The organism is Longimicrobiaceae bacterium (genome assembly GCA_036375715.1).
GTDB lineage: Bacteria > Gemmatimonadota > Gemmatimonadetes > Longimicrobiales > Longimicrobiaceae > DASVBS01.
Map to the genome: position 1 here is coordinate 66,200 of DASVBS010000028.1, position 24,754 is coordinate 90,953.

Genomic DNA, 24,754 nt, shown 5'->3' on the forward strand with positions numbered 1-24,754 from the left:
CCAGGCGCGTCAGTTCGAGCCCCAGGCGCGGAGCCGTTGCCGGGCGGAACCCAGCCCCTCGATCCCCAATTCGACCACGTCGCCGTCCTTGAGATAGCGGGGTGGCTTCTGGCCCAGACCGACGCCGGCGGGTGTGCCCGTGGAGATGATGTCGCCCGGGCGCAGGGACATGAACTGGCTCAGGTAGCTGATCAGCGTCGGGATCTTGAAGACCATGTCCGCCGTCGTGCCATCCTGCATCGTCTCCCCGTTCACCTTCAACCACATCCGCAGGTTGTCGAGGTCGGCGATCTCGTCCGGAGTGGCGACGAAAGGCCCGAGCGGCGCGAAGGTGTCACAGCTCTTACCCTTCACCCACTGTCCCCCCCGCTCGAGCTGGAAGGCACGCTCGGAGTAATCGTTGTGCAGCGCGTAACCGGCGACGTGCTGCATGGCGTCTTCCTCCGAGACGTATAGCGCGGGGCGGCCGATCACCACCGCCAGCTCCACCTCCCAGTCCGTCTTCTGGCTGCCCCGCGGGATGATGACGTCGTCGTTCGGGCCACAGAGCGCGCTGGTGGCCTTGAAGAAGACCACCGGCTCCTTCGGCAGCTCCATGTTCGACTCCTCCGCGTGATCGCGGAAGTTGAGACCGATGCAGATGATCTTGCCCGGTCGAGCAACGGGCGGTCCCAGCCGCACGTCGTCTCCCACTTCCGGAGCCGTAGCACCGTGCCGATCGACCCACTCCGCCAACCGCTCCACGCCGTGGCCGCCGAAGAAGATCTCGTCGAAATCGGACCCGAAGCCCGACACGTCGATACGCTTCCCATTCGGCAGGATCACCCCCGGCTTCTCGAGCCCCGGCTCACCGAAACGAATCAGCTTCATTGAAAGGTTGTCAGATTTTCAGGTTCACGAAGCCGCCATCGATCGGGTAGTTGCTTCCCGTGATGAACGCGGCGTCGTCTGAGCATAAGAAGAGCGCCAGCTTGGCGATCTCCTCAGGCCGACCCATCCGGCCGATCGGCTGCGTCTTTGCCAGCTTCTCGAACATCTCCGCCTCCCGCCCCGGGTAGTTCCGCGCGAGGAATCCATCGACGAACGGCGTGTGAACGCGCCCGGGAGAGATGCAATTGCAGCGGATGCCGTGATCCACGTAATCGGTGGCGACCGAGTAGGTCATGGTCAGCACGGCACCCTTGCTCATCCCGTACGCAAAGCGGTCGGGAATGCCGACCATCGACGCAACCGAGGCCAGGTTGAGGATCACACCGCCGCGCCCCTTCATCGACGGCACCGCCGCCTTCAGGCAGTTGTAGACGCCCTTCACGTTCACGGCGTAGATCCGGTCGAAGTCCTCCTCGGTTGTGGTCTCCACCGTGCCGACGTGCGAGATTCCCGCGTTGTTCACGAGGACATCCACCGGGCCGAACGAGACGCTGACAGCCGCGAAAGCCTCCATTACCTCGTCCTGCCGGCTCACGTCGCATTCGCGGAAGATGGCGCGGCCGCCCTCAGCCACGATCTCTTCCGCCGTGCTCGCACCCCCCTCGGCGTTTACATCCAGAATGGCGACCTGCGCTCCATGGCGTCCGAAGAGCCGGGCGATCTCCTTACCGATCCCGGATCCCCCGCCGGTGATGATCGCCACCCGATCCTGCAGCTTGCCTCCGGCCATGGTCCGTCCCTGCTCAGATTCCATAGAAGCGCAACGCATTCTCACGGTAAAACGCCGCGCGCTCCCCAGGCGTCCATTCCGCGGTGAAACGGCGGGTGAACTGATACCACTCCAGGTAGCTGCCCACCAGCGTAAGAACCGGCCAATCGCCGCCATACATCACGCGGTCGGTCCCGAACTGCTCCACCACGTGGTCGACGTAGGGCAGCAGCTTCTCTTCAGTCCAGTCGACTCCCGCCTCGGTGAGCAGGCCGGAGATCTTGCAGCTGACGTGAGGAAGCGCCGCCAGCTCGCTAATGTGGGCGCGCCAGGGGTCCAGACGGCCACTCGCGATGTCCGGCTTGCCGCAGTGATCCAGAACGAGACGCGTTGCGGGAACCCGCCGGGCCAGCTCGACGACGTCGCCCAACTGGTCGTGCGTGGCACACAGGTCGAAGGTGAACCCTCTCCGACCCACTTCAGTGACCCCCGCGACGAATTCGGAGCTGGTGCAGAAGCCGGGAGGGTTCCCCTGTATGTTGTGACGCACGCCGCGAACGCTGCCGAGCTCCCGGAAGGCGTCGAGCAGCCGCGGAAGCTCCGCGGCGTTAGTGAGGTCCGCATAGGCAACGCTCCCCAGCAGCCGCGGCTCCTCCCGCGCGAGCTCCGCCACCGCCCGGACTTCGTCGAGCGTCTGCCCGGGCGCGGTGTTGCATTCGACGAAGATGAACCCCTGCAGCGGGATCCCCGGTGTCGCCTCCGTGAGCTCCTCCAGGCCGAAAGTGCGGTGAATCCTGGGCAGTGATTCCAACCAGGGGTAGCTCAGCCGAGCCGGATCCCACAGATGCAAGTGGGAATCGATGACTCCGAAAGAATCGGGCACGTCCCCCTCCTTCACACCGCGCGGGTCGAGCGCCAGCGATCCACGGCAACCGCGAGCACGATGATGGCGCCGATGATGATCTCCTGGATGTAGTTGGGCCAACCCATCTGCTGACAGCCGTTGCGCAGGAAGGCCATGATGAGGGCACCGATCATGGAGCCCAGGATGCTCCCCTCCCCTCCGTTCAGGCTGGCCCCACCGATCACCACGGCCGCGATCACATCCAGCTCGGTACCGATGGCGACTGTCGGATCTCCCTGCCGCAAGCGCGACATCTGCATCACCCCGGCGAGGCCGAACAGCAGCCCGGCAATGCTGTAGATCCACAGCTTCAGCCGATCGGTGGCGATGCCGCAGGCCCGCGCCGCGGCTTCGTTCGAGCCCAGGGCGAAGACCCGCCGCCCGAAGACGGTGCTGCGCAGGGTGATGGCGGCCAGCACCGCCAGGATCAGGGTGATCCAGACACCGGGGGCGACCAGCAGCCAGGCCGGCTCGGGAAAGGTGACCAGGAGGCCGTTCAACCAGCTCGCGGGGGCATTGACGGTCTGCTCGTTGGCGAGCCACTTCGCCACCCCGCGCGCGATGCCCAGCATCCCCAGCGTGGCGATGAATGGCACGACCCGCAGCCCCGTGATCAACGCTCCGTTCACGAACCCCACCAGCCCTCCGACCACGACCGCCGCGAGCAGCGCCACCGCGGGGGACCACCCACTCTCCAGGGAGAGCGCCGCCACCACCCCGGTGAGGGCGATCACCGCACCGACGGAGAGGTCGATGCCGGCGCTCACGATGATGAAGGTCATCCCGATCGCGCCCAGGGCAACGATCACCGTCTGGGAGAGAACGATGCGGAGGTTGAAAGCCGAGAGGTAGCGCTCCGGAGCATCGGTGAGAAGCGCAAAGGTCGCGATGACCAGCACGAGTCCCAGAAAGGGACCCACGCGGCTACCCCAGACCCGCAGGGGCCCGGGGGCGGGCAGCACGCCCGGAGGCGCGGTAGGAGCGGCTTCGATGGTCGTCGGCATCCTTGACGTGTGAATCGAACTCGTTTGCTACGCGGCAGCGGTTCCGGAATCGCCGATCGCCGCCGCCATCACCGTCTCCGGCGTCCACTCGTCGATCGGCCTCGTTTCGCTCAGCCTGCCCCGGCTCATCACCGCCAGGCGGTCGCACATGCCGAAGAGTTCCGGCAGATACGAGCTCACCATGAGCACCGCCTTTCCGTCGGCTGCAGCGGCGGCGATGGTCTCGTAGACCTGCGCCTTGCTCCCGATGTCGATGCCGCGGGTCGGTTCGTCGAGCAGGAGCACCTCGGCCTCCTGATTCAGCAGTCGGCCCAACGCCACCTTCTGCTGGTTGCCACCGGACAGGGTCCGCACCGGCTGCGCGGGAGTCCTGGCCTTCACTCCCAGGCGCCTCACCCACTCCGCGGCGCGCGCACGCTGGCGCCCCAGGTCCAGCCATCCCACGAAGCGCGTGCAGGCATCCATGGCCGTCATGGTCAGGTTGTCGGCGATGGAGAGCGGGAGCGCGAGCCCTTCCCCCTTCCGGTCCTCGCTCAGGTACCCGAATCCCTGCCGCAGGCGGAGCGACGGTTGCGCGTGGCGCGCCGTCAGCACCCTGCCGCGCAGTCGGATCTCACCGGCGCGCACCGGATCGAGGCCGAAGAGCGCCCGCACCAGCTCCGAGCGCCCGGACCCCATCAGGCCCGCGATCCCCAGAATCTCGCCGCGCTTCAGCTCGAAGCTCGCCTCCAGGAGGCGCGGCGGCGCGGACAAGCCCCGCACCTCGACCAGGGGTTCCGACTCGGGCGTCCGGGGGCGCTCGGGAAAGAGCCCGCCCATCTCACGCCCCACCATGCACGAGATGAGGTAGGCGTTCGTCACCCCGGCGAGCTCGCCGGAATCGACGGTTCTGCCGTCGCGGAGCACCGTGAAGCGATCGGCGACCTCGCGTACCTCCTCGAGGAAGTGGCTGATGTACACCACCGCGATTCCCTGATCGCGGAGGCGCCGGATCAGCTCGAAGAGCCGTTCGACGTCCCGCCGTTGCAGGCTGCTGGTGGGCTCGTCCATCAGCACCACGCGGGCTTCGGCGCTCAACGCCCGACAGATCTCCACGACCTGCTGGGCGGGCAGCGGCAGCGTGCCGACCAGCCGATCCGGATCCATCTCCGGGTGCTGGAAGTTGCGCAACAGCTCGATGGTGCGCGCTCGCGCCTCCTCGCGATCGAGCCATCCGAGGCGGGCGCTCTCGCGCCCCAGAAGGATGTTCTCGGTGACGGACAGGTGCGGGCAGAGGGAGAGCTCCTGGTGGATCAGCGCCACCGAGCTCCGACGCGCCTCGAGCGTGTTGGCCGGGGCATAGGGCCTCCCGAAAAGCTCCATGCGGCCGGCATCCGGTCGGATCGCACCGGCCACGATGTTCATCAGCGTGCTCTTCCCCGCCCCGTTCTCACCGATCAGCGCGTGCACCTCGCCGGGGCGCACTTCCAGGTGCACGCCATCCAGCGCCACGGTGGGACCGAAGCTCTTGCGGATCCCCTCGAGGCGCAGTGCGGGAGGTGACGCCGACAGGCTCATCGGCTGGATGCGGGGAGGAAGACGGACATCACTGCGTCAGGTACTGCTCGATCGGCGGATCGACCAGCTCTTGCGATTCCGGGTCGTCCAGGTTCTCCGGGGTGATCATCTTCACGCCGGTGTCGATGCGAGCCTCCACGGATTTGCCCTGGAGGTGATCGACCATCGTCCGGACGCCGAGATAGCCCATGCGCATCGGGTTCTGGACCACCAGCCCGTCGATGTCCCCGGCCCGGAGGGCGGCGACGAGGGCCTGACTGGCGTCGAAGCCCACGAAGCTCACCTTGTCCGCCAGCCCCAGGTCCTGGAGCGCCAGCAACATGCCTGAGGTAGACGACTCGTTCGGCGTGTACACGCCGTCGATGGAAGAGAACCGGTTGAGCAGGTTCTCCGAGGCGGTCTTCGCCGTTTCCCGCGTCGCGCCCGCGTACTGGTCGCTGGAGACAACCTGGATTCCCGGGTAGTTGCTACGCAGCCGCTCCAGAAAACCTTCTTCCCGCTGGCGTGTGCTCTCCGATCCTTCCGCGTAGCGGAGCACGATGATGCGCCCCTCCCCGTCCAGCAGCTCGGCCATGCGGTCTGCGGCAAGCTGGCCGCCCAGGTAGTTGTCGGTGGCGACGAAGGAGACGATCTGATCGGACTGCAGCCCGGAGTCGATGATGACCGTGGGCACGCCGGCCCGGCGCGCTTCCTCCACCGGGCGCACCAGGGCGCGATCGTCGAGCGGGGCCAGCACGATCCCGTCCACGCCCTGGGCAATGAATCCTTCCACCACCTGCACCTGCTGCTCACGGTCATCCTCGCGAAGCGGACCCTGCCAGATCACCTCGACCGGCGTCCCCTCCGCGTTCAGCTCCTGCTCAGCCTGCAGTGCGCCCGCGTGAATGCTCCGCCAGAAATCGTGGGTCGTTCCCTTGGGGATCACTGCGATCTGCAGCCGGTCGCCAGCGGCACCGGGACCAGCGTCTCCGCCACAGGCGGAGAGAAGGGCGAGCAGGGTGAGGGCAGCGAGCGATCTCCTCACGTGAGTCCATCCGGTTGAGAGTGAGTGGGATTGGCGGTGGCGTCCGGCATCGTCGCGTCACCGGGCTCGACCACCACCACGTGAAGCTCCTGCGGCCCGTGTACGCCGATCGCGAGTGTCAGCTCGATATCCGAGGTGCGCGAGGGGCCCGTGATGAGGGTGATCGCGGCGCTGGGTACCTCACCCTCCGCAGCTCCGGCGCGCACACGCTGCAGCGCATCGCCGAGAGTCTCACAGACCCGGTCCGCACGCAGCAACGCGATGTGTACCCTGGGAATGAGGGAGACGAACCGGTGCCGCTCGAGCCTCGACTCGAGCACCAGGGTGCCGGTCTCGGCGATGGCCCATTGCGCGGTGCTGATGCCTACGTCGCAGTCGAACAGATCGCGCGGAGAGGCGTCGATGATCAGCTCGGCCCCGGCCCGTTCGCAAGCCCCTTCCACCACGGCCCGAATCTCGGCCGCCTCCGATACCGCCACGCGCCGGGCGCCCGCGGAGCGAAGGATGCGCTCCAGCTCCGCAACCAGCGCATCGGATCCGCGCACCAGAGTGAACGTACCCGCCACGGCCTCGAGACGATAGCGAAATCGCTCCAGCGGATCCCGCGGCAGAGGCTCCACGGCAACCGATGTGGACGGTGCGGCACCGTTCAGGACGGGGAGCGACATGCCGCGGTCGGCGGGAGTGGGCGGTTGATGCCGCTGCGCGTGCGCCGCGTCGTGAGGGGCGCTTTCGGCGAGCCTGCGGCGAATGGCCGCAAGCACGCTCCGGCGTGCTTCCTCATTGCGCGTCATGATCCGTCCCCTCCAGACCGGTCCGCCCTCGTGGCTACGCCGGCCGGAATCCGTTGGGGCGGAGGCGCATCGCGCAGCTCCGTCCGCCAGATGTCGCGGAAGCTCCGAGGGGCGAGCGGACGCAGATCGCGCCACGCCGTCCACGCACCCAGGGGAGGAGCCAACCTCGCGGTCACACCGCCCTGTTTGCCGACGCGCTCCCGGATCCCCAACAGGCGCTGCGCGAGACGCCCGACGCCGGTGGCCACCCGGAGCAGGGCTGGTCGCTCCATCAGGGTAGCGTAAGCGGCGAAGGAGAGGCGCTCGAGCGGCTTCGCCTGCGGCGCATCATCCCCCTCCACCACCTGGCTACGCAGGTGCAGAAGCAGCTCGGGGATGTCGATCTTGACCGGGCAAACGTCGCGACAGGCGCCGCAGAGGCTCGAGGCGTACGGGAGCTGTGAGCTGTTCTCCAGGCCGAAGAGCTGCGGGCTGATTACCGCCCCGATCGGCCCCGGGTAGACGGACCCGTAGGCGTGTCCCCCTACCTGCTGGTACACCGGGCATGCGTTCAGGCAAGCTCCGCAGCGAATGCAGGCGAGCGACTGTCGCGTGGTTGGATGCGCCAACACCCGCGAGCGCCCGTTGTCCATCAGAACGATGTGCAGTTCCTCGGGCCCCTCGTCCCCCGGTGCCCGCCGCGTTCCCGTGATCAGCGATTGGTAGGCGGTCAGCAGCTGCCCTGTGCCTGAGCGCGGCAACAGCTTCAGGAAGACGTCGAGGTCCTGGAAGCTGGGGATGACTTTCTCGATCCCCATCAACGCCGCATGGACCGGGGGCAGGCTGGTGGTGAGCCGGGCATTGCCCTCGTTCTCGAGGATGAGGATAGTCCCCGTCTCGGCCACTCCGAAGTTCACGCCGCTTATCCCCATGTCCGCCTGAGCGAACCGCTGCCGGAGGGCCGCGCGCGCCGCTTCCGTGAGGGTTGCCACGTCGTCCGAGGGCGGAATTCCCAGCTTCTCCACGAAGAGCTCGGCGATCTGCCGCTTGGTCTTGTGGATGGCAGGCACCACGATGTGGGAAGGCGTCTCACCCGCCAGCTGGATGATGTATTCGCCCAGGTCGGTCTCGATCGGCTCGATTCCCAGGCGAGCGAGCGCGGCGTTGAGATGGATCTCCTCCGACGCCATGCTCTTGCTCTTGACCACCGTGCGCACGCCTCGCTCCCGCGCGATCTGCCCGATGATGGCGCAGGCCTCCTCGCCGTCGCGTGCCCAGTGTACCCGGGCGCCCGCTCGCTCGGCGTTATCGGCGAACTCTTCCAGATAGCGGTCGAGCTGGGCGAGGGTTCGGTCCTTGATCTCGCGGGCGCGGGTACGCAGCCCCTCCCAATCGTCCACCGTCCCGATCGCCGCCAGCCGACGCTCGCCGAACAGGCTGGTGGCGTGCCGGAGCGCACCACGGAGCTGCGTGTCGGCGAGCGCCGCGCGCGCGTTGCGGTCGAAGGTCCGGGAGGTGACGCTGTGAGAGCTCATCTATCTTGATCTTGCGATCTGCGAGGGCTGCCTCGAGCGGGGCTCGCCCGGGAGGAGGGACGGGCGGAAAACGCCTACGCGCTCGAGGCGAGAATCTCGGCCAGATGGAGCGCCCGGACGCGAGAGCCGCGGCGACTGAGACGGCCGCCGATCTGCATGAGGCAGCTCGCGTCCGCCGACACTACCGCGTCGATCCCCGCCTGCTCAATGGCGTCCACCTTGTCGTCGACGATGGCGACCGACAGCTCCGGGTACTTGACGGAGAAGGTACCGCCGAAGCCGCAGCACGACTCCGCGTTGGGGAGCTCGACGAACTCCACGCCACGCACCCGCGCGAGCAGCCGCCGCGGCTCACTCTTCACACCGAGCTCCCGGAGGGCGTGACAGGCGTCGTGCCAGGCGACACGGCCGGTGAAGCTCGCGCCCACGTCCTCCACGCCCAGCACATTGACCAGGAAGGCGCTCAGCTCGTGAGTGCGCTCCGCCACCGCCCGCGCACGCTCTCTCCACTCCTCGCTATCCTCGAACAGGTCCTCGTAGTGGTGCACCATGGCCGTGCACGACCCGGAGGGAGCCACGATGGCGTCCGCCGGGTTGCGCTCGTACGCCTCGATGAAGCGTCGGGCGAGGGCACGCGCAGGCTCGCGGTAGCCGGTGTTGAAGGCGGGCTGGCCACAACAGGTCTGGCTTTCGTCGAAAGTCACCTCGCACCCGACCCGCCGCAACACCTCCACCGTGCTGGTTCCCACGGAGGGCCAGAGCTGGTCGACTATGCACGTAACGAAGAGGGCGACGCGCATCAGACCCTCGAGCCGCTCAGAGATCCGCCCAGGGTGACGACCCCCTTCACGAAAGAGGGGTCGCGATAGTCGCGGGCCAGGGCATCCGGCACCTGCTCGAGCGAGGTATAGCGGTGAGAGATGATTGGCCCCACTTCGATGGTCCCCTCCTCCAGCAGCCGCAGCGCCCGGGCGTACGTGCGCGGACGGCCGTCTTCCAGAAAGTCGCCGGACGCCCCGGCCGGGGTGAGCAGCGTCGGCTCGAGAAACTGCACCCCGCTCATGGTGCTCAGATCCTTTCCCGAGTGGCCGTGTCCATAGAGCAGGATGGTCGCCTGCTTCCGCGCCAGCTCCGGAATCGCCGCGAAGGCGGTCGCCGACCCGGAAGCCTCGATGACCAGCTCGACGCGGCGTCCGCCCGTGCGCTCCTGTACCGCCTGCGAGGGATCCACTTCAGCTGGATCGATGACCTCCGCGCCGAAGCGTCGGGCCAACTCCCGCTTGCGCGCGTTGGGCTCCACCGCCAGGAGCAGACCCTCGAAGCCCAGCACCCGCCGAAGATATTGAGTGAACAGCAAACCAGCGGGGCCGGCCCCGAGAATCAGGACGGTGCGGATCGGGCGCTCGCCACCGAAGCGGTAACGGGCCACGGCGCCCACCAGCAACTCGCAGGAGTGAACGATACAGCCCAGCGGCTCCGTCAGCGCCGCCTCCTCCGGGGGGAGTGCCCCTGTGACCGGTATCACGTTGAGCGCGGGGACGATCACGTACTCCGCCAGTCCGCCCGGCAGGCCCGTGATCCCGTGCTCCGCGTAGAACTCACATTGGTGCGAGTCGCCGGTCTCGCAGTACTCGCAACGCGGCGAGCGGCCCGTCCCGACGCACGTTCGGCCCTGGTCCACCACCACACGGTCACCCGGCCGGACATCAGTCACCCCCGCGCCAACCTCCTCCACCACTCCGGTGATCTCGTGCCCCAGTATCTGGGGCGCCTCCGAAAGCGGAACGACACGTCCGCGGTGGTCGCGGTGGTAGTTGGCGTGCCCCGCGTAGATATGCACGTCGGTTCCGCACAGTCCGACGGCCTGCACGCGGACCCGCACCTCCCCGGCAGGCAGAGGCGGAACGGGTACGTCGCGCACGACCAGCTTCCCTACGTCCTCGAGCACGGCCGCCTGCATCGTCGCGGCCGGACCGGCGCGGGGGACGGTGAGTTCGCGCTCGGGCATGCGGTGACTCGGTCCGTTGAAGGGCAGGCTCGGAGCAGGATTGTAGGCCAGGGGGAGGGGCCACGCAACACGCGGGCAGCCCCCGCAGAGTGACCCTGTCGTCCTGAGCGAAGCCCCGCAGGGGCAGCGCGAAGGATCGTGTACAGGCACCGTGGCGGCGCGCGATCCCTGGCTGCGCTCTGATACCGTAGGGAAGCGGGCCGTTGCGTCATATGCTCTCTGTGACCGCCTTCACAGGAGGAGCACATGCGTGTCGCAACGACCCGCTCGCATGGATGACAGATCACTCTCCGGAGCCCGTCCGAGCTCTCGGTCGCGATTGCCAGGCGGAAGAGGCTTGCTCCCGCGCCGCCCGGCAAGGCACGAAGCTACGGCGGCCGGAATGGGGCGGCTCGGAAGGGGGATCCGAGGGTCCGTCAAGCGGCGCTGGCCGAGCGGACCTCCTCGATGCGGGCGCGAGCCAGCGTACGATCGTCCATCACGTAGAGGGCATCGAGGAGGCGCCAGCGAAGCGTGCCGGGGCCATCCGACTGCTCCGCCGCATAGTCCCCGCAGACCCCCAGAGCCGCAAGCGCATGCGCCGCGGCGAGCAGAGCATCCTGCTCCACCGCCAGGCAGGCGCCAATCAAAGCACTGGCCGTGCAGCCGAGCGCGGTGACCTTGGTCATCATCGGGTGTCCGCTGGTCACACTCACCACTCGCGCGCCGTCGGTCACATAATCGGTCGCGCCGGTGACTGCGACCACGCACTCGAGATGGCTCGCGAGATCCCGCGCCACCTCCACCGCGTGCTCCGAGCCGTGCACGCTGTCCACTCCCCGCGTGGTGATCTCGCTCTCTCCCGCCACGGCCAGGATCTCCGAGGCGTTCCCGCGGAGCACCGCGGGGCGTCGGCGGCTGAGATCGCGCGCTACGGAAGTTCGATACGGGGTCGCTCCCGCCCCCACCGGGTCGAGCACCCATGGAACTCCCCGGGAGAGCGCGGTCTCGGCCGCGCGCACCATGGACCGCACCCAGGAGGGCGACAACGTCCCGATGTTGATCACCAGGGCCGCCGAGATCCCCACGAAATCACGGACCTCCTCCTCCGCGTGCACCATGGCCGGAGAGGCGCCGAACGCCAGCAGCGCGTTGGCCGTAAGGTCCATGGCCACGTAGTTGGTGATGTTGTGCACGAGCGGCCCCGACTCCCGGACCTTCCTTACAGTCGCCCACACGCTTTCCGCGTCGTACATCTCTCCTCCCTTGCTCTATTTGGGTCTGCCCCGGGGCCGCGGCGAGACTCAGGAATTCACCGGGAACGGCTCGCGCACACGACTACCCGGGATGAGACCGATCTCTTCGTCGGTCAGGTAGCAGCCCGGGTCCTCCGCCCAGGGGTCGCCGTGCACCTGGAGGGCACGCACGCGGAAGCTACCGCCGCAGATGTCCTGCCATTGACAGGCTCCACAGCGCCCATGCAGCAACGGCGCCCGATTGCGCAGCCCGGCGAGGATGGGATCGGAGAGATCCTGCCAGATGGCGCTGAACGGCCGCTCACGGACGTTGCCGAGCGTGTGGCTCATCCAGAACTGGTCGGGGTGCACGTTCCCCAGCCAGTCGACGTCCGCGATCCCTACGCCCGAGCTGTACAGTCCGCCACCGTTCCACCGCATGAGGGTGAGCACCTCCTCGGCGCGGCGAGGGTCCTCTTCGCGCAGTTTGAGGTACAGGTAAACGTTGTCGGCGTGGTTGTCGACGGTGAAGATCTCGATGGGGAGGCCGCGCTCGGCGAAGTCTCGCGACCGCCGCAGAATCGTGTCCACCGCCGCACGCGCCAGCTCCGGCGGAAGCTCGTCTCGCGTGTTCCCCCGCCCGCTGTAGACGAGATGATAGAAGCAGGCCCGCTGGATGCCCTCCTGCTCGATGAAGTCGAAGATCGAATCCAGGTCCTGGCAGTTGCGTCGGGTGAGGGTCATCCGCAACCCGACCCGCTGCCCCACCGCGCCGCAGTTGCGGAAGCCCGCCATCGCCTTCTCGAAGGCCCCCTTGTGCCCTCGGAACATGTCGTTGGTCTTGCCGATCCCGTCCAGCGAGATGCCGACGTAACTCACCCCGAGGTCGTTCAGACGTTTGGCGACGTCGGGGGTGATCAGCGTGCCGTTGGTGGAGAGGGTGACCCGCAAGCCCCTGTTTCGGGCATGCTCGATGAGCTCGAAGATATCCGGACGCAGGAGGGGCTCGCCGCCGGACAGAAGGAGAGCGGGAATGCCGAAGGCGGCGAGGTCGTCCAGCAGGGCTTGCCCCTCTTCGGTCGAGAGCTCGCCCTCGTAGGGGCGGTTGGCGGAATCCGAGTAGCAATGCACGCAGTGCAGGTTGCAGCGGCGTCCCACGTTCCATACCACCACCGGACGGCGCTCTGCCGCGCTGCGCGGCGGCGTTGCGGTGACGATGTCGCGGGCGCGCACCCCCTCCGTCCGCTGAACTCCGTATCGCAGACCGTCGGAGGGGGTGTTGCGACCTGCGTAGAGGCGGGAGATGCTGATCATGTGTCCGTCGAGGGTTCGTTTCGCGTGGCCCAGCGGGCCGGGATGTGCACGCAGTAGGGGTCGGCGGCCAGTGGGTCTCCGGTGAGGGCGTAGGCGCGGGCGCGGGAGCCGCCACAGAGACTCCTGTACTCACAGACGCCACACTTCCCTTTCAGGCGATCAGGGTCGCGTAAAGCCCGGAAGAGCGGGTGGTGGCGATAGACCTCCACCAGGTCGTCTTTCCGCACGTTGCCCGCGGAGAGCGGCAGGAAGCCGGATGGGAAGATGTCCCCCCGGTGGCTCACGAAGACGAAGCCGTTGCCGTCGTTCACCCCTCGGGCGCGGCCCACGCCGTCCGCCAGGCTGAAGCCGATGCCGGCGGTGAGTGCGGAGGGGGCCTCAGCGCGGCTGCCTGCGCGGCGCTCGGCAACCTGCCGCTGCAGGATCACCCGGCGGTACTGGGGTGCGGCCGTGCTCTTGATGTCGAAGGGCACCACCCGCGAGAGATCGTACATCCGCTGGAAGACGGCCTCGAACTCCTCCGGCGAGGCCAGGTCCTGTGGCCGTGCTCGCCCCGTCGGCACCAGGAAGAATACCGACCACAGCGCGATCCCCAGGGTGGTCATCAGCTCCGCCATCCGCTCGAAGTCGTCGACGTTCTGGCGGGTGACGGTGGTGTTGATCTGGGTGGAGAGACCGAGACCGCGCGCGGCCTGGATCATCCTCAGAGTCCAGGCGAAGGAGCCGTCGACCCCGCGAAAGCCGTCGTGAATCTCGGCCGTGGATCCGTCGAGGCTGACCGCCAGCCGGGTGAGACCGGCTTCCGCCAGATCGGCGATGACCTCCGGGGTCATCAGCGGGGTGCCGGACGGCGTCATCGCCATCCGGAGCCCGGCCGACGACCCATAGCGCACCAGCTCGACCATGTCCGGGCGCTTCAAGGGGTCTCCCCCGGTGAGCACGAAGAGAGGGCGGCCGAACGCCCGCACGCGATCGATCAGCGCCTTGGCCTCGTCGGTGGTGAGCTCCCGGGGGTCGCGCCACGGCCTTGCTTCCGCGCGGCAGTGCAGGCAGGCGAGGTCGCACGCCTGCGTCGTCTCCCAGATGACCAGGAAGGGCGACTTCTCGAAATCGACCTCTGCGAGTGACGGCCGGCGTCCGGCCACGCCTTCAGGCGAGGGCCGGACACCACCCGGGGGACGCGCCATCGAAGCAGGCTTCATTCAGCTCCTGCAGTCATTGCCAACATCGGCCAGCTCAGCGGGCACCTCGGGCGGGCGCAGCTCCTCTGCGGCCAATCGAGGCCGCTGCCACCGAGGGGCTCGCGGGCAAGATACGCCGGGTTTAACCCGCCGCCGTCGGGGCGAACATGTCGCCCCTGTGGGGAATTCCCCCAGGGTCGCGTAGGGAGTCGCCCCACCTGAGGGCTCCTTGCGAAGGCCATCGAGTTCCTCACCCACGAACCCTTCCAGAGATCTCGACGGGGCGCAGGCGGAAGACCGTGGCGCTTGCGGCCCGCAGCACGTCGTGCCTGGAAAACGGTCTAGAGCGAGCGACCAGGCGACCGATCGTGCCGAGGGCATGCAGCCTCTCGCGTACGGTTCGCACCCGCTCGGCGTCTGCGATCACGACTACGGAGCGCCAGCGGTTGCCGTCCGTCACGTCCGCTATCGTGAGGCAAACGCCCGGGGAGGCCTCGAGCGCACGTAACTTCCGCCCCGGACCGCTGGCGATGTAGAGGTCGGTCCCGTCATAGCCGAAGGAGACGGGAACCGCGTAGGGACGCCCCTCGTGGAGGGTACAGAGAACTCCCCAGCGCCCCTCCTGGAGAAGGTTCTCCACCTCCTCCTCACACATCGACCGCACTCCCACCTCAGGAGGAGTTCCGTCCGATAGGTTGGCCACGCTAGCGCGCGTGGCCTCGATGTCGATCCGACGGGTCATCCGTGCAACAAGAGTCCGAGAAAGACGACGACGGAGCCGATGACCAGCACGGCGAAGTGAACGACGACGAACGCCCGGCCGCGCCGCAACGGCGGCTCCAGCCGGGCGATGGTGGGCAGGGCGGTGAGATAGATCACGGCGAGAATGCCCACCAGCGAGAGCTTCAGCAGAAAGATCCGAGGGTACGCTCCGGCGGCCCAGAGGTCGGGACTGAGCAGGCCACGCCAATGGGCCAGGAGCACCCCCGACGCGACAATGGCCGCGAGCGCGCCGCCAACCACCCGGCGCAGCCGCGCCTTCACCTGCCGCAGCAGCAAATACCACTGCGACCGTTCCATCCCCGCGCTGCGCACCGCCGGCCGGAGAACGAGCAGGAAGTACGCGACGGCGCCAAACCAGACCACCACGCCCGCGAGGTGAACCCAGAGCGTAACTGTGCGAATCCAGGGAGATAAATCAGTCAAAGACGGCACGCGAGGTGCTATGTACGGCGCAGTGGCTCGAGCGAGTGAAACGGTCACGGTCGAACCTTCTCCGACCCGCCACACTGGCATAGAGCCTCATCCGTCCGCTGTGACGGGCGTCACAGATGGCGGGTGACGCAGGACACGGAGGCAGCATAGGTTGCAGCGGCATGAACAGCGTCCGAGGGCGGCGCGACGCGGGAATGACGAATGGATGACCGCAGGTTTCACCTCGAGGAGACGGCGAGCGCGCTGACCCACGGGCTGGGTGCGCTCGCCAGTGTGGCGGGCGGAGGCGCCCTCATCACCTTAGCGGCGGCGCGCGGCGATGGCTGGCAGCTGCTGAGTGCCGTCGTCTTCAGCCTCACCCTTTTCATGCTGTACACATCGTCCACCCTCTACCATGCCGTAAGGCGGGAAATCGCCCGCGCGCGGCTACGGGTGGTCGACCACTGCGCGATCTTCCTGCTCATTGCCGGGACCTACACGCCCTTCACCCTGGTGACGCTGCGCGGCGCTTGGGGGTGGAGCCTCTTCGGCCTGGTGTGGGCCCTGGCTGTCGCCGGCGTCGTCTTCAAGCTCTTCTTCACCGGGCGGCTGAAGCGTCTCTCAACGGCGATCTACCTCGGGATGGGATGGCTGGTGATCGTGGCCGTGCGTCCCTTCGTCGAGGCGGTCCCGCTCGAGACCCTCCTCTGGTTGCTCGCCGGTGGCCTCGCCTATACGATGGGTACCGCGTTCTATCACTGCAGGCGCATTCCCTTCTCGCACGCGGTGTGGCACCTGTTCGTCCTGGCGGGGAGCGCCTGCCATTTCATCGCCGTGGCGAGCCAGGTGGCGACTGCCCTCACCTGAGGCCGGCCCTCGATTCCCGAGAAAACCATGACCCAGGTACTTCCTCCGCTGCGGGGAGGACGTCCCCGCCTGCCTTCGCACTCCTTGGTCGCCGTCGGCATCGCGCTGCCGCTGGCACTGCTCCTCACACCCCAGGCCGGCGCCCAGGACATCGGCCGCTGGGAGACGCTGGCTGAGAGCGACCAGCCGCAGCACCGGCACGAGGCCGGGTACGTGCGTATCGGCGACAGGTTCTATCTCGTCGGCGGCCGCGGCATGCGCGCTACGCAGGCTTTCGATCCGGCGACCGGTCACTGGACCGACGGCGCGGAGCCGCCCCTGGAGATGCATCACTTCCAGGCGGTGGAGCACGACGGCAAGCTCTATGTCGCGGGGGCGATGACCGGGAACTATCCCACGGAGCCGCCCATCCCACACGTCTACATCTACGATCCCGCCTCCGACAGCTGGACCCGGGGGCCTGAGATCCCGGAGGATCGGCGCCGGGGCGGCGCCGGGGCCATCGCCCACGAGGGGAAGATCTACGTAGTCGCCGGGATCACCAACGGCCACAGCGACGGCCACGTGGCCTGGTTCGATGCCTTCGATCCGGCCACGGGAGAGTGGACGCGCCTCCCGGATGCGCCTCGACCGCGCGACCATTTTCAGGTCGCCATCCTCGACAACAAGCTGTATGCGGTCGGCGGCAGACGCAGCTCGGCGGCCACGGGGCAGACCTTCGAGCTCACGGTTCCGGAGGTGGACGTCTACGACTTCGAAACCGGAGAGTGGAGCACCCTTCCAACCGAGTCCAACCTGCCCACTCCCCGCGCCGGAGCGACTACGGTGGTGCTGAACGGGGAGATCCTGGTAATCGGAGGTGAGAGCGCGGCGCAGCAGGCGGCGCACGCGGAGGTGGAGGCGCTCGACCCCGCGACCGGTCGCTGGCGCAAGCTGGCCCCCCTGAACACCGGGCGCCATGCTACCCAGGCGGTGGTTTACGACGGCAAGCTGTACATCGCGGCCGGGTCCCGCACGCGCGGCGCCACGGAGATCAACTCCCAGGAAGTATTCACTCCCTGACCCCCGGTACAACCTCGCTCCACATGCTCGCACGCCTCCCGCGCGGGCCCGTGCTCGCGGCTCTCCTGGCCGCCTGCACGAATCCGCAGTCCAGTGAGCGCTCCGGTCCGCTCGCCATCGACGAGCCGGTTCGCGGTTGGACCATCCTTTCCGACAGCGATACCGACGCCCTGACGGTGATCGCCGCCGCGGCGGACTACGACATCAACCATCTCCAGCTCTCACACGAGATCGTCCACAACCTCAACGAATTGCGCGACGAGGAGAAGCGGGCCCTCACGAACCGGCTCACCCGGGCGGCGCACGAGGCGGGCATCGAGGAGGTGGTGCTCTGGGACCACGCCCTCTACGACCTCGACTACTATCCCGAGCGATTCCGAACCGGGCCGCAGGGAACGATCGACCTCGACAACCCGCAGTTCTGGGAATGGCTCAAGGCGGACTACCGATCGATGCTCGACCTGGCCCCCGACATCGACGGCATCGTGCTCACCTTCATCGAAACGGGGGCCCGGGTGGAGCGCCAGTACTCGCGTCGGCTTCAATCACCCGAGGAGAAGCTGGCGGCGGTGGTGAACGCCGTGGCGGACGTGGTGATCGGTGAGCGGGGTCTGAACCTCTACGCCCGCACCTTCGCCTACACGCACGAGGAGTACGAGAACATCACCCGCGCCATCGAGCGGTTCGAGCGTCCGGAGATCCGTTTGATGATGAAGGAGGCGCCACACGACTTCTTTCTGACCCACCCGAACGACTTCTACGCCGGGTCGATCCCTCGGCCCACGCTGATGGAGTTCGATGCGGCGGGCGAGTTCAACGGCCAGGGAATCATCGCCAATACCTGGCCTGAGTACATCCTGCGACGGTGGCGGGACTTCGCCTCGCGGCCGCACATCATCGGCTACACCGCCCGAACCGACCGATACGGCGACACCCGCCTGATTGGCCGACCCTCTGAGGTGAACCTATGGGCGCTCAAGCGAGGGATGGAGGATCCCGAGGTCACCGCAGACCAGGTGATGCGCGAGTTCATCTCCCGCCGCTACGGGGAGGCGGCGGTCCCGCACCTCTCGGCCGCCTTCGGCAATGCATTCGACATCGTCACCTCGGCGCTCTACACGCTCGGAACCAACACCGCCAACCACTCGGCGCTGGACTACGACCCCTACGCCTCCGGCTACGCGCGCCACGTCAGCGGCAAATGGATCGATCCTCCCATCGCCAGGGTCGGCCACGGTGTTGACCGCGAGTTGCATTACTGGCGCGATGTGATCGACCACCTGGCGCCGCCCTGGGCAAAGGCCCCTGGCGGGGCGCAGTGGGACGAGGTGCCGTGGGTGCTCGAGCAGGGATGGATCACCCCGGGCGAGCGGATGGACGAGGAGTATCTCGGCTACATCCTCACCGAGAAGCGGCACGGTATTGCGCTGGCGGAGGAGTCGCTGGCCCACGTGGGTTCGGCGCAGCCCGTGCTGGATCCGCAGGACTACGAAGACCTCCGGCATTACTTCGCCCGCACCCTGCTGACCGCCCGGCTCCATCTGGCGGTAGCCAAGGCCTACTTCGGGTTTCGCGTCTGGTCGAGAGGCGGGAGCCATGCGACTCCCGAAGTCGAGCGCATCGTGTCGGACGGTCTGCGGGAGATCGACGAAGTTGGCAGCGCGATCGAGAGCTACCCCATCAAGCCGCAATCCGGGCAGTGGACGTGGAACGAGGATGCATCCACGGCCCGCCGCTACGCGGAATGGATCACCACCGGCTGGCCGGAAGAAACCCGCAACTTCGAGAATCCCAACGGAGGGGTGCGGTTCACCCCTCGCTGGGTGGACTCCGCCGGCTCTCCCTTGAGGGACGGGTTCTCGGGCCGGGATTGAACGCCTTGGTGCGCAATCCGGGCGGCGTGCGCGATCTATGGTTCGATGGCTGGCTATGCCAGCCGCGCCACGTAGTAGTCGTTCATCACGTCGTGCGGCAGCTGCTGCACGGTGATCTCTCCGAAGCCCGCTTCCCTTAGCATTCGTAGCGCCTGTTCCCTCCCCCACATCGTTCCCAGACCGTCTCCACCCTGCGCGAGCGACACCGGCATGCAGTGCAAAAGCGAGACGGTGTAGAGGAACGGTCCGAGTGGGTGCGCGAGATTGTCTCGGACATCCGTGGCGGCGTGGATGTCCTGCATCAGATAGACGCCGTCGGGCCGCAGGGTGCGGGCGATCCCGCGCAGCAGACGCGCGGGCTTCGCCTGGTCGTGTACCGCGTCGAAGGTGGTGACCAGGTCGTAGGCGTGGGGCTCGGCCGTCTCGTCGAAGTCAGTCAGATCACGGACCTCGAAGCGGATGTTGCGCAGCCCGCGCTCGCCCGCCTGTTCGCGCGCCCAGCCGATCGCCTCCGCGGAGAGGTCGTACCCGGTGAACCGGCTCGCCGGGTAGCGTGTCGCCATCTCCAGGAGTGCGCACCCGCGGCCGCAGCCGAGATCGAGCACTCGGATGCCGGCGGCGAGCCGCTCCCGGATGCCCGGCACGAGCGGAAGGATCAGCTCGTCCAGCACGTCCACCACGCTCTGCCCGCTGTCCTCGGCCATGATCTCGTGGAAGCGGGGGTAGGCGGAGTACGGCACCCCGCCGCCCTCGCGAAAGCAGCCGAGAATCTCGTCCTCGACACCCGCGAGGGCGGGAAGATACTGGGCGAAGACCGCCAGGTTCTCCGTGCCCCCCGGCGTCAGCAGAGGAACGTACTCGGGGGGTAAGGAGAACCGGCCGTCGTCGTGCAGTACTACCACCCCGCTGGTGGCCAGGCCGGCGAGCCACTCGCGCAGGTAGCGCTCGGACATACCTGCGAGCCGCGCCAGCTCCTCGCTGGTGACGGGACCGCTGCGCGCCAGGAGATCGAACAGGCCCGCGCGGTGACCGAGGGAAAGGAGCAGCAGGAGTGCTGATCCGTTCAGCGCCTGCAATACGCCTTCGGCGAAAGCTTCGGCGGTAACGGGGGTCGAGGGCGCGGAGCCGGGAGTTGCCGTTGCCTGGTCGTCGGGGATGGTTGCTGCCCTGCTGGACATCGCGGTGCCTCCTGAAAGAGCGATCGAGCGCAGCTACATACCAACTGGTCGGTATGTAACAACTGTCGGTGAAGGAGTCAAGGCTGACGAACGTCCGGAGGCCTGATCGGATCCGCGGCTCGGAAACCAGCTTGAGGGGCGGCCTCGCGGCAATGTCCAGCGAAATCCACGGGGCATGGAGCGAAGGGTGCGACGCCGCCTTCAGGTCAACCGAGGCGAATACACTCCGGGACGCGGTAGGGCGGAACGAAGCAAAGAGTCGCGCTCAAGCCGGTCATCCTACGGGGTCCCTCGCTGTCGCCCAGAACCGCAGAGGCGCCCCGCGCCTTGAAAGATACCGTCCGGTATGCTAACGTGCCTTCATGGCTCGAAACGCAACTGAGACACGGACCGGAATCCTCGACTCGGCGCACGCGCTGGTCATGGAGCAGGGCTTTGCGGCCACCTCGGTGGACGCGATTGTGGAACGTGCGGGGGTCACGAAAGGGGCGTTCTTCCATCACTTCCCGAGTAAGAATGCGCTGGCCCACACCCTGGTGGAGCGCTACGCCGAGCTCGACGAGCGGCAGTTGCGGAATACGCTGGAGCGGGCGGAGCGACTCGCCCGTGACCCGCTCGACCAGCTCCTGCTCTTCGCCGGCTTCCTGGAAGAGTACTGGGAAGCGCATGAGCCCCCCGCTACAGGCTGCCTCTTCGCCTCCTGCCTCTACGAGGCGCAGCTCTTCGACGAGCAGACCCACGGCATCATCCGTCGGGCAATCCTTTCCTGGCGGGAGGCCCTGGCGGACAAGCTTCGCGAGGCCATCCGCCTGCATCCGCCCCGCCTCCCCATCGACCCGGAATCGATCGCCGACCTGGTGACCGTGCTGTTCGAAGGGGCTTTCATCGTTTCCCGCTCGACCGGCGAATCCAGCACGGTCGCCGCCCAGCTACGTCACTTCCGCAACTACCTGGAGCTGCTCTTCGGGAAGGTGAGGTGAGGGGGTGACGGAGTGACGGGGTGAGAAGGTGAGAGGCAGCAAGACAAGAAGACCCGTTCACCTTGTCACCTTGTCACCCCGTCACCAACGTCCACGCCACCGCCTCTGTATCCTACACCACGCCTTGGCTTCAACTCGCTACCAGGAGAATGTCGATGCTGAACCGTCGCCAGTGGCTGGGCCGCACGCTCGGTATGAGCGCGGCGCTCACTCTGGACCTGCGCTGGTTGGAGTCCCTCACCCAGGGCGAGCTCCTGACCCGCGCCATCCCGTCTTCCGGCGAGCGGCTCCCCCTCGTGGGACTCGGTAGCTCCGCGACCTTCTCGCAAGTCGCGCGCAGCGAAGACTACTCGGCGCTGCGCGAGGTGTTGAAGGCACTCGTGGACAACGGCGGGAAGGTCTTCGACACGGCTCCCGGCTACGGGGCCTCGGAGGAGGTGGCCGGCACGATCGCGCGAGAGCTGGGCATCACCGATCGGATCTTCTGGGCCACCAAGGTCAACGCGGCTGGACGTGGTGGGGGGAGAGCCGATCCCGCGGCCGCGCGTGCACAGATTCAGACCTCCTTCGACCGGATCGGCAAATCGCCTATCGACCTCATCCAGGTTCACAACCTGTCGGACGTGCCGACCCACCTGGCGGTGCTGAAAGAGCTCAAGGAGCAGGGGCGGGTGCGTTACATCGGCGTCACCAGCACCAGCGACCGGCAGTACGGGGAGCTGGAGAGCATCATGCGGAACGAGCCGATCGATTTCATCGGGGTAGATTACGCCATCGATAACCGCAACGTCGAAGAGACCATCCTGCCGCTCGCGCAGGAGCGGAAAATCGGGGTCCTGGTTTACCTCCCCTTCGGACGGAGCCGGCTCTGGAGCCGTGTGGAGGGCCGTGAAGTGCCGGAGTGGGCGGCCGAGTTCGATGCCACCACCTGGGCGCAGTTCTTTATCAAGTTCGTCGCTGCTCACCCTGCGGTCACCGTGGTCACCCCGGCAACCAGTCAGGCGCGGCACATGATCGACAACCTCGGTGCCGCTCGCGGAAGGCTACCGGACGAGGCCACCCGACGCAGGATGATCGAACTCGTGGAATCACTCCCCCAGGCGTGATCCTGCGCGCGCGGCGACGGTGGGCTTCCGGGGTGACGCTCTGTCGAACTGGAGGGAAAGATGCGTCCTGGTAGACGATTGCGTGCAGGCGCGGCAGGGTTCGGGCTCCTGGCCGCCTTCGCGCTGCATCAGGCGGCGGAGCGCGCCCCGGCGAGCACCGCGGACACACGGGGGGAGGCAGGCTCAGGAACGATGACGGCGGGTACACAGGAAGGACGTGTCGTCCTGGTCACTGGCTCGACCGGCGGCCTCGGACGGGAAGTGGCGCTGCGGCTCGGAGCGGCCGGCGCGCACGTGATCGTGCACGGCCGCAATGTCGAACGCGGCCGCGAGGTCGTGGAGCAGATCGAAGCTACCGGCAAGGGCAGCGCCCGCTTCTACCCGGCCGATTTCGCATCGCTGGCGGAGGTGCGGCGCCTCGCGGAGGAGATCCGGCGGGACTACGACCGCATCGACGTGCTGGTGAACAATGCGGGGATCTTCCTGCCCGAAGGGGAGCGACAGCTCAGCGAGGATGGCAACGAGCTCCATCTGCAGGTGAACTATCTTGCCGGCTTCCTCCTCACACGGGCGCTGCTGCCGCTGCTCGAGCGCGCCGCGCCCTCCCGGATCGTCAATGTGGCCTCGGGTGCGCAGAGGGCGCTGGATTTCTCGGATCCCAACCTGGAACGCGGCTACGACGGCTGGCGCGCCTACGCGCAGAGCAAGCTGGCCCAGGTGATGTTCACGATCGACCTGGCCGAGGAGCTGAGAGACCGGGGCATCACGGTGGTCAGCCTGCACCCCGCCACCTTCATGGACACCGACATGGTGCGGGAGGCGGGAATCACCCCGAGGTCCACGGTGGACGAGGGCGCGGACGCCGTCATGCACCTGATCGACTCTCCCGACATGCGTAGCGGGCAGTACTTCGAGGGTATGCAGCCCGCCACCCCCGCCGCCCAGGCGCTCGACCCCGAAGCCCGCCAGCGGCTGAGAGAGCTGACCGAACAACTGCTGGATTGAAAGACTACACACCTCTGCGCCCTCCGGCGTCATCCTCCGTGGTCCTCCGCGGTTTGCCGTTAGAAACAGCTAGGAAGCAGAAGGGTCCGGAATCGCTCCCGGACCCTTCTGCGCCGTTTTCAGGCCTCCCCGCCTCAGTGGGCCATCGGCCCGTCCTTCCCTTTGAAGATGGCCACCTCCGGCGTGCCTTCCACATGGATGGTGCCGAGAGCACCCTTCTGTGCCCGGAAGATCGAGTGGTCGACGAAGTGGAAGTCCCCAGGCGCTTCCGCCCTGAACTCGACGATCGCCGCTCCGCCGGCCGGGATCAACGTCGTCTGCACGTTGTGCGATACGGTGGTCCCCCCTTCCTTGTACACGTTATCGAATACCTCTCCGATCACGTGGAAGCTGCTGCTCAGGTTGGGGCCACCGTTGCCGACGTAGAGCCGGACCGTCTCGCCCTTCCGCACCTGCAGCGCGTGGTCGCCCGTCAGCGCCCCCACGCGGCCGTTGAAGACCACGTAGTCGGGAGTCTCCCCCAGGGCCTCCTCCAGATCCAGCGACTGCAGCCCCTTCTCACCGAACTCGCCCGCGGTGTAGAAATCGCCCTGCATCACGTAGAACTCGTGGTCGACCGGCGGCAGGCCCTCCTTCGGCTCCACCAGGATCAACCCGTACATCCCGTTGGCGATGTGCATGCCCACCATGCCCGGCATGGCGCAGTGGTAGACGTAGAGCCCGGGGTTCAGAGCGGCGAACTCGAAGGTTGTGCGGTCACCCGGCATCGTGATGCTCGCCGCGGCGCCCCCGCCGGGGCCAGTCACCGCGTGCAGGTCGATGTTGTGCGGGAACTGACTGTCCTCCGCGTTGATCAGGTTGAAGATCACCCGATCACCCTCGCGAACGCGGATGAAACGTCCCGGCACGGTGCCGCCGAAGGTCCAGAACCGGTAGGTGGTGCCGTCGGCGATCTCCATCTCCTTCTCCACCACCTCGAGGTTCACCTCCACAGTGGTAGGATAATCTCGCGCGATCGGCGGGGGCACCATCGGCGGCGCGGTGAGCGCCGCGACCTCGTGACCCCTCACCTCCGGGGCCACCCGAACCGGAATATCCGCATTGTAGAAGGGGCCGGTTCCCGCACCAGTGAGGCGGAAGCCCATGCTTCCTCCCACCGCCAGCGCCGCAACCACCCCACCCATGACCCAACCGGCCTTGCTGGTCTTCGAACGAATATCCATTTTACCGTCTCCTCGTCTCGTTTTCGTCGCTCTTGGTGAGCGTCCAGCCGGTAGTGCCGGGGGATGTTACGCCGGCTTGCTGTTCCGCTACGGTCGAAATATGCGACGGGAC

At 67.3% G+C, this 24,754-nt stretch carries 23 protein-coding genes; 6 read left to right on the plus strand and 17 right to left on the minus strand.

What is annotated here, in order from left to right; translation table 11 throughout:
* Window positions 1–9: 9 nt before the first annotated feature.
* The 15 genes from VF167_05145 to VF167_05215 form a co-directional block, all read right to left on the minus strand.
* Window positions 10–870: a fumarylacetoacetate hydrolase family protein gene (locus VF167_05145; GenBank protein HEX6924789.1), complete on the minus strand. Its 861-nt coding sequence runs from the start codon at window positions 868–870 to the stop codon at window positions 10–12.
* A 10-nt stretch (window positions 871–880) separates the two neighbouring features.
* Window positions 881–1,660: a glucose 1-dehydrogenase gene (locus VF167_05150; GenBank protein HEX6924790.1), complete on the minus strand. Its 780-nt coding sequence runs from the start codon at window positions 1,658–1,660 to the stop codon at window positions 881–883.
* Between the two features lie 13 nt (window positions 1,661–1,673).
* Complete coding sequence (locus VF167_05155; protein HEX6924791.1) at window positions 1,674–2,522, minus strand: amidohydrolase family protein; 849 nt, start codon at window positions 2,520–2,522, stop codon at window positions 1,674–1,676.
* 11 nt (window positions 2,523–2,533) lie between these two features.
* Window positions 2,534–3,547, minus strand: a complete 1,014-nt coding sequence (locus VF167_05160) for an ABC transporter permease (protein HEX6924792.1) — start codon at window positions 3,545–3,547, stop codon at window positions 2,534–2,536.
* A 27-nt stretch (window positions 3,548–3,574) separates the two neighbouring features.
* Window positions 3,575–5,104, minus strand: coding sequence for a sugar ABC transporter ATP-binding protein (locus VF167_05165; protein ID HEX6924793.1), 1,530 nt, complete (start codon window positions 5,102–5,104; stop codon window positions 3,575–3,577).
* Window positions 5,105–5,132: 28 nt separating this feature from the next.
* Window positions 5,133–6,128 (minus strand): substrate-binding domain-containing protein, encoded by a 996-nt coding sequence (locus tag VF167_05170; protein HEX6924794.1) that lies wholly within the window; start codon window positions 6,126–6,128, stop codon window positions 5,133–5,135.
* A complete protein-coding gene (locus VF167_05175) occupies window positions 6,125–6,922 on the minus strand; it encodes a lactate utilization protein (GenBank protein ID HEX6924795.1) in 798 nt (265 codons plus the stop codon). Before VF167_05175 ends, VF167_05170 begins: the two co-directional genes overlap by 4 nt.
* Complete coding sequence (locus VF167_05180; protein HEX6924796.1) at window positions 6,919–8,436, minus strand: LutB/LldF family L-lactate oxidation iron-sulfur protein; 1,518 nt, start codon at window positions 8,434–8,436, stop codon at window positions 6,919–6,921. The genes VF167_05175 and VF167_05180 overlap by 4 nt, the downstream gene beginning before the upstream one ends.
* A 74-nt stretch (window positions 8,437–8,510) precedes the next feature.
* Window positions 8,511–9,236 carry a (Fe-S)-binding protein gene (locus VF167_05185; protein ID HEX6924797.1) on the minus strand — a complete coding sequence of 242 codons (726 nt, stop codon included), beginning with the start codon at window positions 9,234–9,236 and terminating at the stop codon, window positions 8,511–8,513.
* Window positions 9,236–10,444 carry an alcohol dehydrogenase catalytic domain-containing protein gene (locus VF167_05190; protein ID HEX6924798.1) on the minus strand — a complete coding sequence of 403 codons (1,209 nt, stop codon included), beginning with the start codon at window positions 10,442–10,444 and terminating at the stop codon, window positions 9,236–9,238. Before VF167_05190 ends, VF167_05185 begins: the two co-directional genes overlap by 1 nt.
* 416 nt (window positions 10,445–10,860) lie before the next feature.
* A complete protein-coding gene (gene thiM, locus VF167_05195) occupies window positions 10,861–11,679 on the minus strand; it encodes a hydroxyethylthiazole kinase (GenBank protein ID HEX6924799.1) in 819 nt (272 codons plus the stop codon).
* A gap of 48 nt (window positions 11,680–11,727) precedes the next feature.
* The gene (locus VF167_05200; GenBank protein HEX6924800.1) at window positions 11,728–12,972 is read right to left on the minus strand and encodes a radical SAM protein; all 1,245 of its coding nucleotides are present in this window, start codon (window positions 12,970–12,972) and stop codon (window positions 11,728–11,730) included.
* Window positions 12,969–14,174: a TIGR04053 family radical SAM/SPASM domain-containing protein gene (locus VF167_05205; GenBank protein HEX6924801.1), complete on the minus strand. Its 1,206-nt coding sequence runs from the start codon at window positions 14,172–14,174 to the stop codon at window positions 12,969–12,971. The genes VF167_05200 and VF167_05205 overlap by 4 nt, the downstream gene beginning before the upstream one ends.
* A gap of 229 nt (window positions 14,175–14,403) precedes the next feature.
* Window positions 14,404–14,895 carry a pyridoxamine 5'-phosphate oxidase family protein gene (locus tag VF167_05210; protein ID HEX6924802.1) on the minus strand — a complete coding sequence of 164 codons (492 nt, stop codon included), beginning with the start codon at window positions 14,893–14,895 and terminating at the stop codon, window positions 14,404–14,406.
* Window positions 14,892–15,359 carry a hypothetical protein gene (locus VF167_05215; GenBank protein HEX6924803.1) on the minus strand — a complete coding sequence of 156 codons (468 nt, stop codon included), beginning with the start codon at window positions 15,357–15,359 and terminating at the stop codon, window positions 14,892–14,894. The genes VF167_05210 and VF167_05215 overlap by 4 nt, the downstream gene beginning before the upstream one ends.
* A gap of 210 nt (window positions 15,360–15,569) precedes the next feature.
* Here VF167_05215 and VF167_05220 point away from each other — a divergent pair, with 210 nt between their 5' ends.
* The 3 genes from VF167_05220 to VF167_05230 are packed head-to-tail and all read left to right on the plus strand — an operon-like array spanning window position 15,570 to window position 19,150.
* Window positions 15,570–16,214, plus strand: coding sequence for a hemolysin III family protein (locus VF167_05220; GenBank protein ID HEX6924804.1), 645 nt, complete (start codon window positions 15,570–15,572; stop codon window positions 16,212–16,214).
* A gap of 27 nt (window positions 16,215–16,241) precedes the next feature.
* On the plus strand, window positions 16,242–17,276 hold the full coding sequence (locus VF167_05225) for a kelch repeat-containing protein (GenBank protein ID HEX6924805.1): 1,035 nt from the start codon (window positions 16,242–16,244) through the stop codon (window positions 17,274–17,276).
* 23 nt (window positions 17,277–17,299) lie between these two features.
* Window positions 17,300–19,150 carry a hypothetical protein gene (locus VF167_05230; protein ID HEX6924806.1) on the plus strand — a complete coding sequence of 617 codons (1,851 nt, stop codon included), beginning with the start codon at window positions 17,300–17,302 and terminating at the stop codon, window positions 19,148–19,150.
* A gap of 53 nt (window positions 19,151–19,203) precedes the next feature.
* Here VF167_05230 and VF167_05235 read toward each other — a convergent pair whose 3' ends face one another.
* Window positions 19,204–20,328, minus strand: a complete 1,125-nt coding sequence (locus VF167_05235; GenBank protein ID HEX6924807.1) for a class I SAM-dependent methyltransferase — start codon at window positions 20,326–20,328, stop codon at window positions 19,204–19,206.
* Window positions 20,329–20,690: 362 nt separating this feature from the next.
* On the opposite strand from VF167_05235, the gene VF167_05240 reads away from it, so the two are divergent.
* The 3 genes from VF167_05240 (at window position 20,691) to VF167_05250 (ending at window position 23,419) form a co-directional block, all read left to right on the plus strand.
* Window positions 20,691–21,308, plus strand: coding sequence for a TetR/AcrR family transcriptional regulator (locus VF167_05240; protein HEX6924808.1), 618 nt, complete (start codon window positions 20,691–20,693; stop codon window positions 21,306–21,308).
* A 155-nt stretch (window positions 21,309–21,463) separates the two neighbouring features.
* Window positions 21,464–22,414 (plus strand): aldo/keto reductase, encoded by a 951-nt coding sequence (locus VF167_05245; GenBank protein ID HEX6924809.1) that lies wholly within the window; start codon window positions 21,464–21,466, stop codon window positions 22,412–22,414.
* A gap of 60 nt (window positions 22,415–22,474) precedes the next feature.
* Window positions 22,475–23,419: an SDR family NAD(P)-dependent oxidoreductase gene (locus VF167_05250; GenBank protein HEX6924810.1), complete on the plus strand. Its 945-nt coding sequence runs from the start codon at window positions 22,475–22,477 to the stop codon at window positions 23,417–23,419.
* 134 nt (window positions 23,420–23,553) lie between these two features.
* Here the strand turns inward: VF167_05250 and nirK are convergent, their stop codons facing one another.
* Window positions 23,554–24,642 (minus strand): copper-containing nitrite reductase, encoded by a 1,089-nt coding sequence (gene nirK / locus VF167_05255; GenBank protein ID HEX6924811.1) that lies wholly within the window; start codon window positions 24,640–24,642, stop codon window positions 23,554–23,556.
* Window positions 24,643–24,754: the final 112 nt, after the last annotated feature.

What these genes read in the sequence shown, in the direction of transcription:
- VF167_05145 (HEX6924789.1), bottom strand. Translation starts at nt 870, where the DNA reads ATGAAGCTGATTCGTTTCGGTGAGCCGGGGCTCGAGAAGCCGGGGGTG.
- VF167_05185 (HEX6924797.1), bottom strand. Translation starts at nt 9,236, where the DNA reads ATGCGCGTCGCCCTCTTCGTTACGTGCATAGTCGACCAGCTCTGGCCC.
- VF167_05230 (HEX6924806.1), top strand. Translation starts at nt 17,300, where the DNA reads ATGCTCGCACGCCTCCCGCGCGGGCCCGTGCTCGCGGCTCTCCTGGCC.
- VF167_05160 (HEX6924792.1), bottom strand. Translation starts at nt 3,547, where the DNA reads ATGCCGACGACCATCGAAGCCGCTCCTACCGCGCCTCCGGGCGTGCTG.
- VF167_05250 (HEX6924810.1), top strand. Translation starts at nt 22,475, where the DNA reads ATGCGTCCTGGTAGACGATTGCGTGCAGGCGCGGCAGGGTTCGGGCTC.
- VF167_05245 (HEX6924809.1), top strand. Translation starts at nt 21,464, where the DNA reads ATGCTGAACCGTCGCCAGTGGCTGGGCCGCACGCTCGGTATGAGCGCG.
- VF167_05205 (HEX6924801.1), bottom strand. Translation starts at nt 14,174, where the DNA reads ATGAAGCCTGCTTCGATGGCGCGTCCCCCGGGTGGTGTCCGGCCCTCG.
- VF167_05210 (HEX6924802.1), bottom strand. Translation starts at nt 14,895, where the DNA reads ATGACCCGTCGGATCGACATCGAGGCCACGCGCGCTAGCGTGGCCAAC.
- VF167_05200 (HEX6924800.1), bottom strand. Translation starts at nt 12,972, where the DNA reads ATGATCAGCATCTCCCGCCTCTACGCAGGTCGCAACACCCCCTCCGAC.
- nirK (HEX6924811.1), bottom strand. Translation starts at nt 24,642, where the DNA reads ATGGATATTCGTTCGAAGACCAGCAAGGCCGGTTGGGTCATGGGTGGG.
- VF167_05150 (HEX6924790.1), bottom strand. Translation starts at nt 1,660, where the DNA reads ATGGCCGGAGGCAAGCTGCAGGATCGGGTGGCGATCATCACCGGCGGG.
- VF167_05235 (HEX6924807.1), bottom strand. Translation starts at nt 20,328, where the DNA reads ATGTCCAGCAGGGCAGCAACCATCCCCGACGACCAGGCAACGGCAACT.
- VF167_05175 (HEX6924795.1), bottom strand. Translation starts at nt 6,922, where the DNA reads ATGACGCGCAATGAGGAAGCACGCCGGAGCGTGCTTGCGGCCATTCGC.
- thiM (HEX6924799.1), bottom strand. Translation starts at nt 11,679, where the DNA reads ATGTACGACGCGGAAAGCGTGTGGGCGACTGTAAGGAAGGTCCGGGAG.
- VF167_05190 (HEX6924798.1), bottom strand. Translation starts at nt 10,444, where the DNA reads ATGCCCGAGCGCGAACTCACCGTCCCCCGCGCCGGTCCGGCCGCGACG.
- VF167_05220 (HEX6924804.1), top strand. Translation starts at nt 15,570, where the DNA reads ATGGATGACCGCAGGTTTCACCTCGAGGAGACGGCGAGCGCGCTGACC.
- VF167_05180 (HEX6924796.1), bottom strand. Translation starts at nt 8,436, where the DNA reads ATGAGCTCTCACAGCGTCACCTCCCGGACCTTCGACCGCAACGCGCGC.
- VF167_05240 (HEX6924808.1), top strand. Translation starts at nt 20,691, where the DNA reads ATGGCTCGAAACGCAACTGAGACACGGACCGGAATCCTCGACTCGGCG.
- VF167_05165 (HEX6924793.1), bottom strand. Translation starts at nt 5,104, where the DNA reads ATGAGCCTGTCGGCGTCACCTCCCGCACTGCGCCTCGAGGGGATCCGC.
- VF167_05225 (HEX6924805.1), top strand. Translation starts at nt 16,242, where the DNA reads ATGACCCAGGTACTTCCTCCGCTGCGGGGAGGACGTCCCCGCCTGCCT.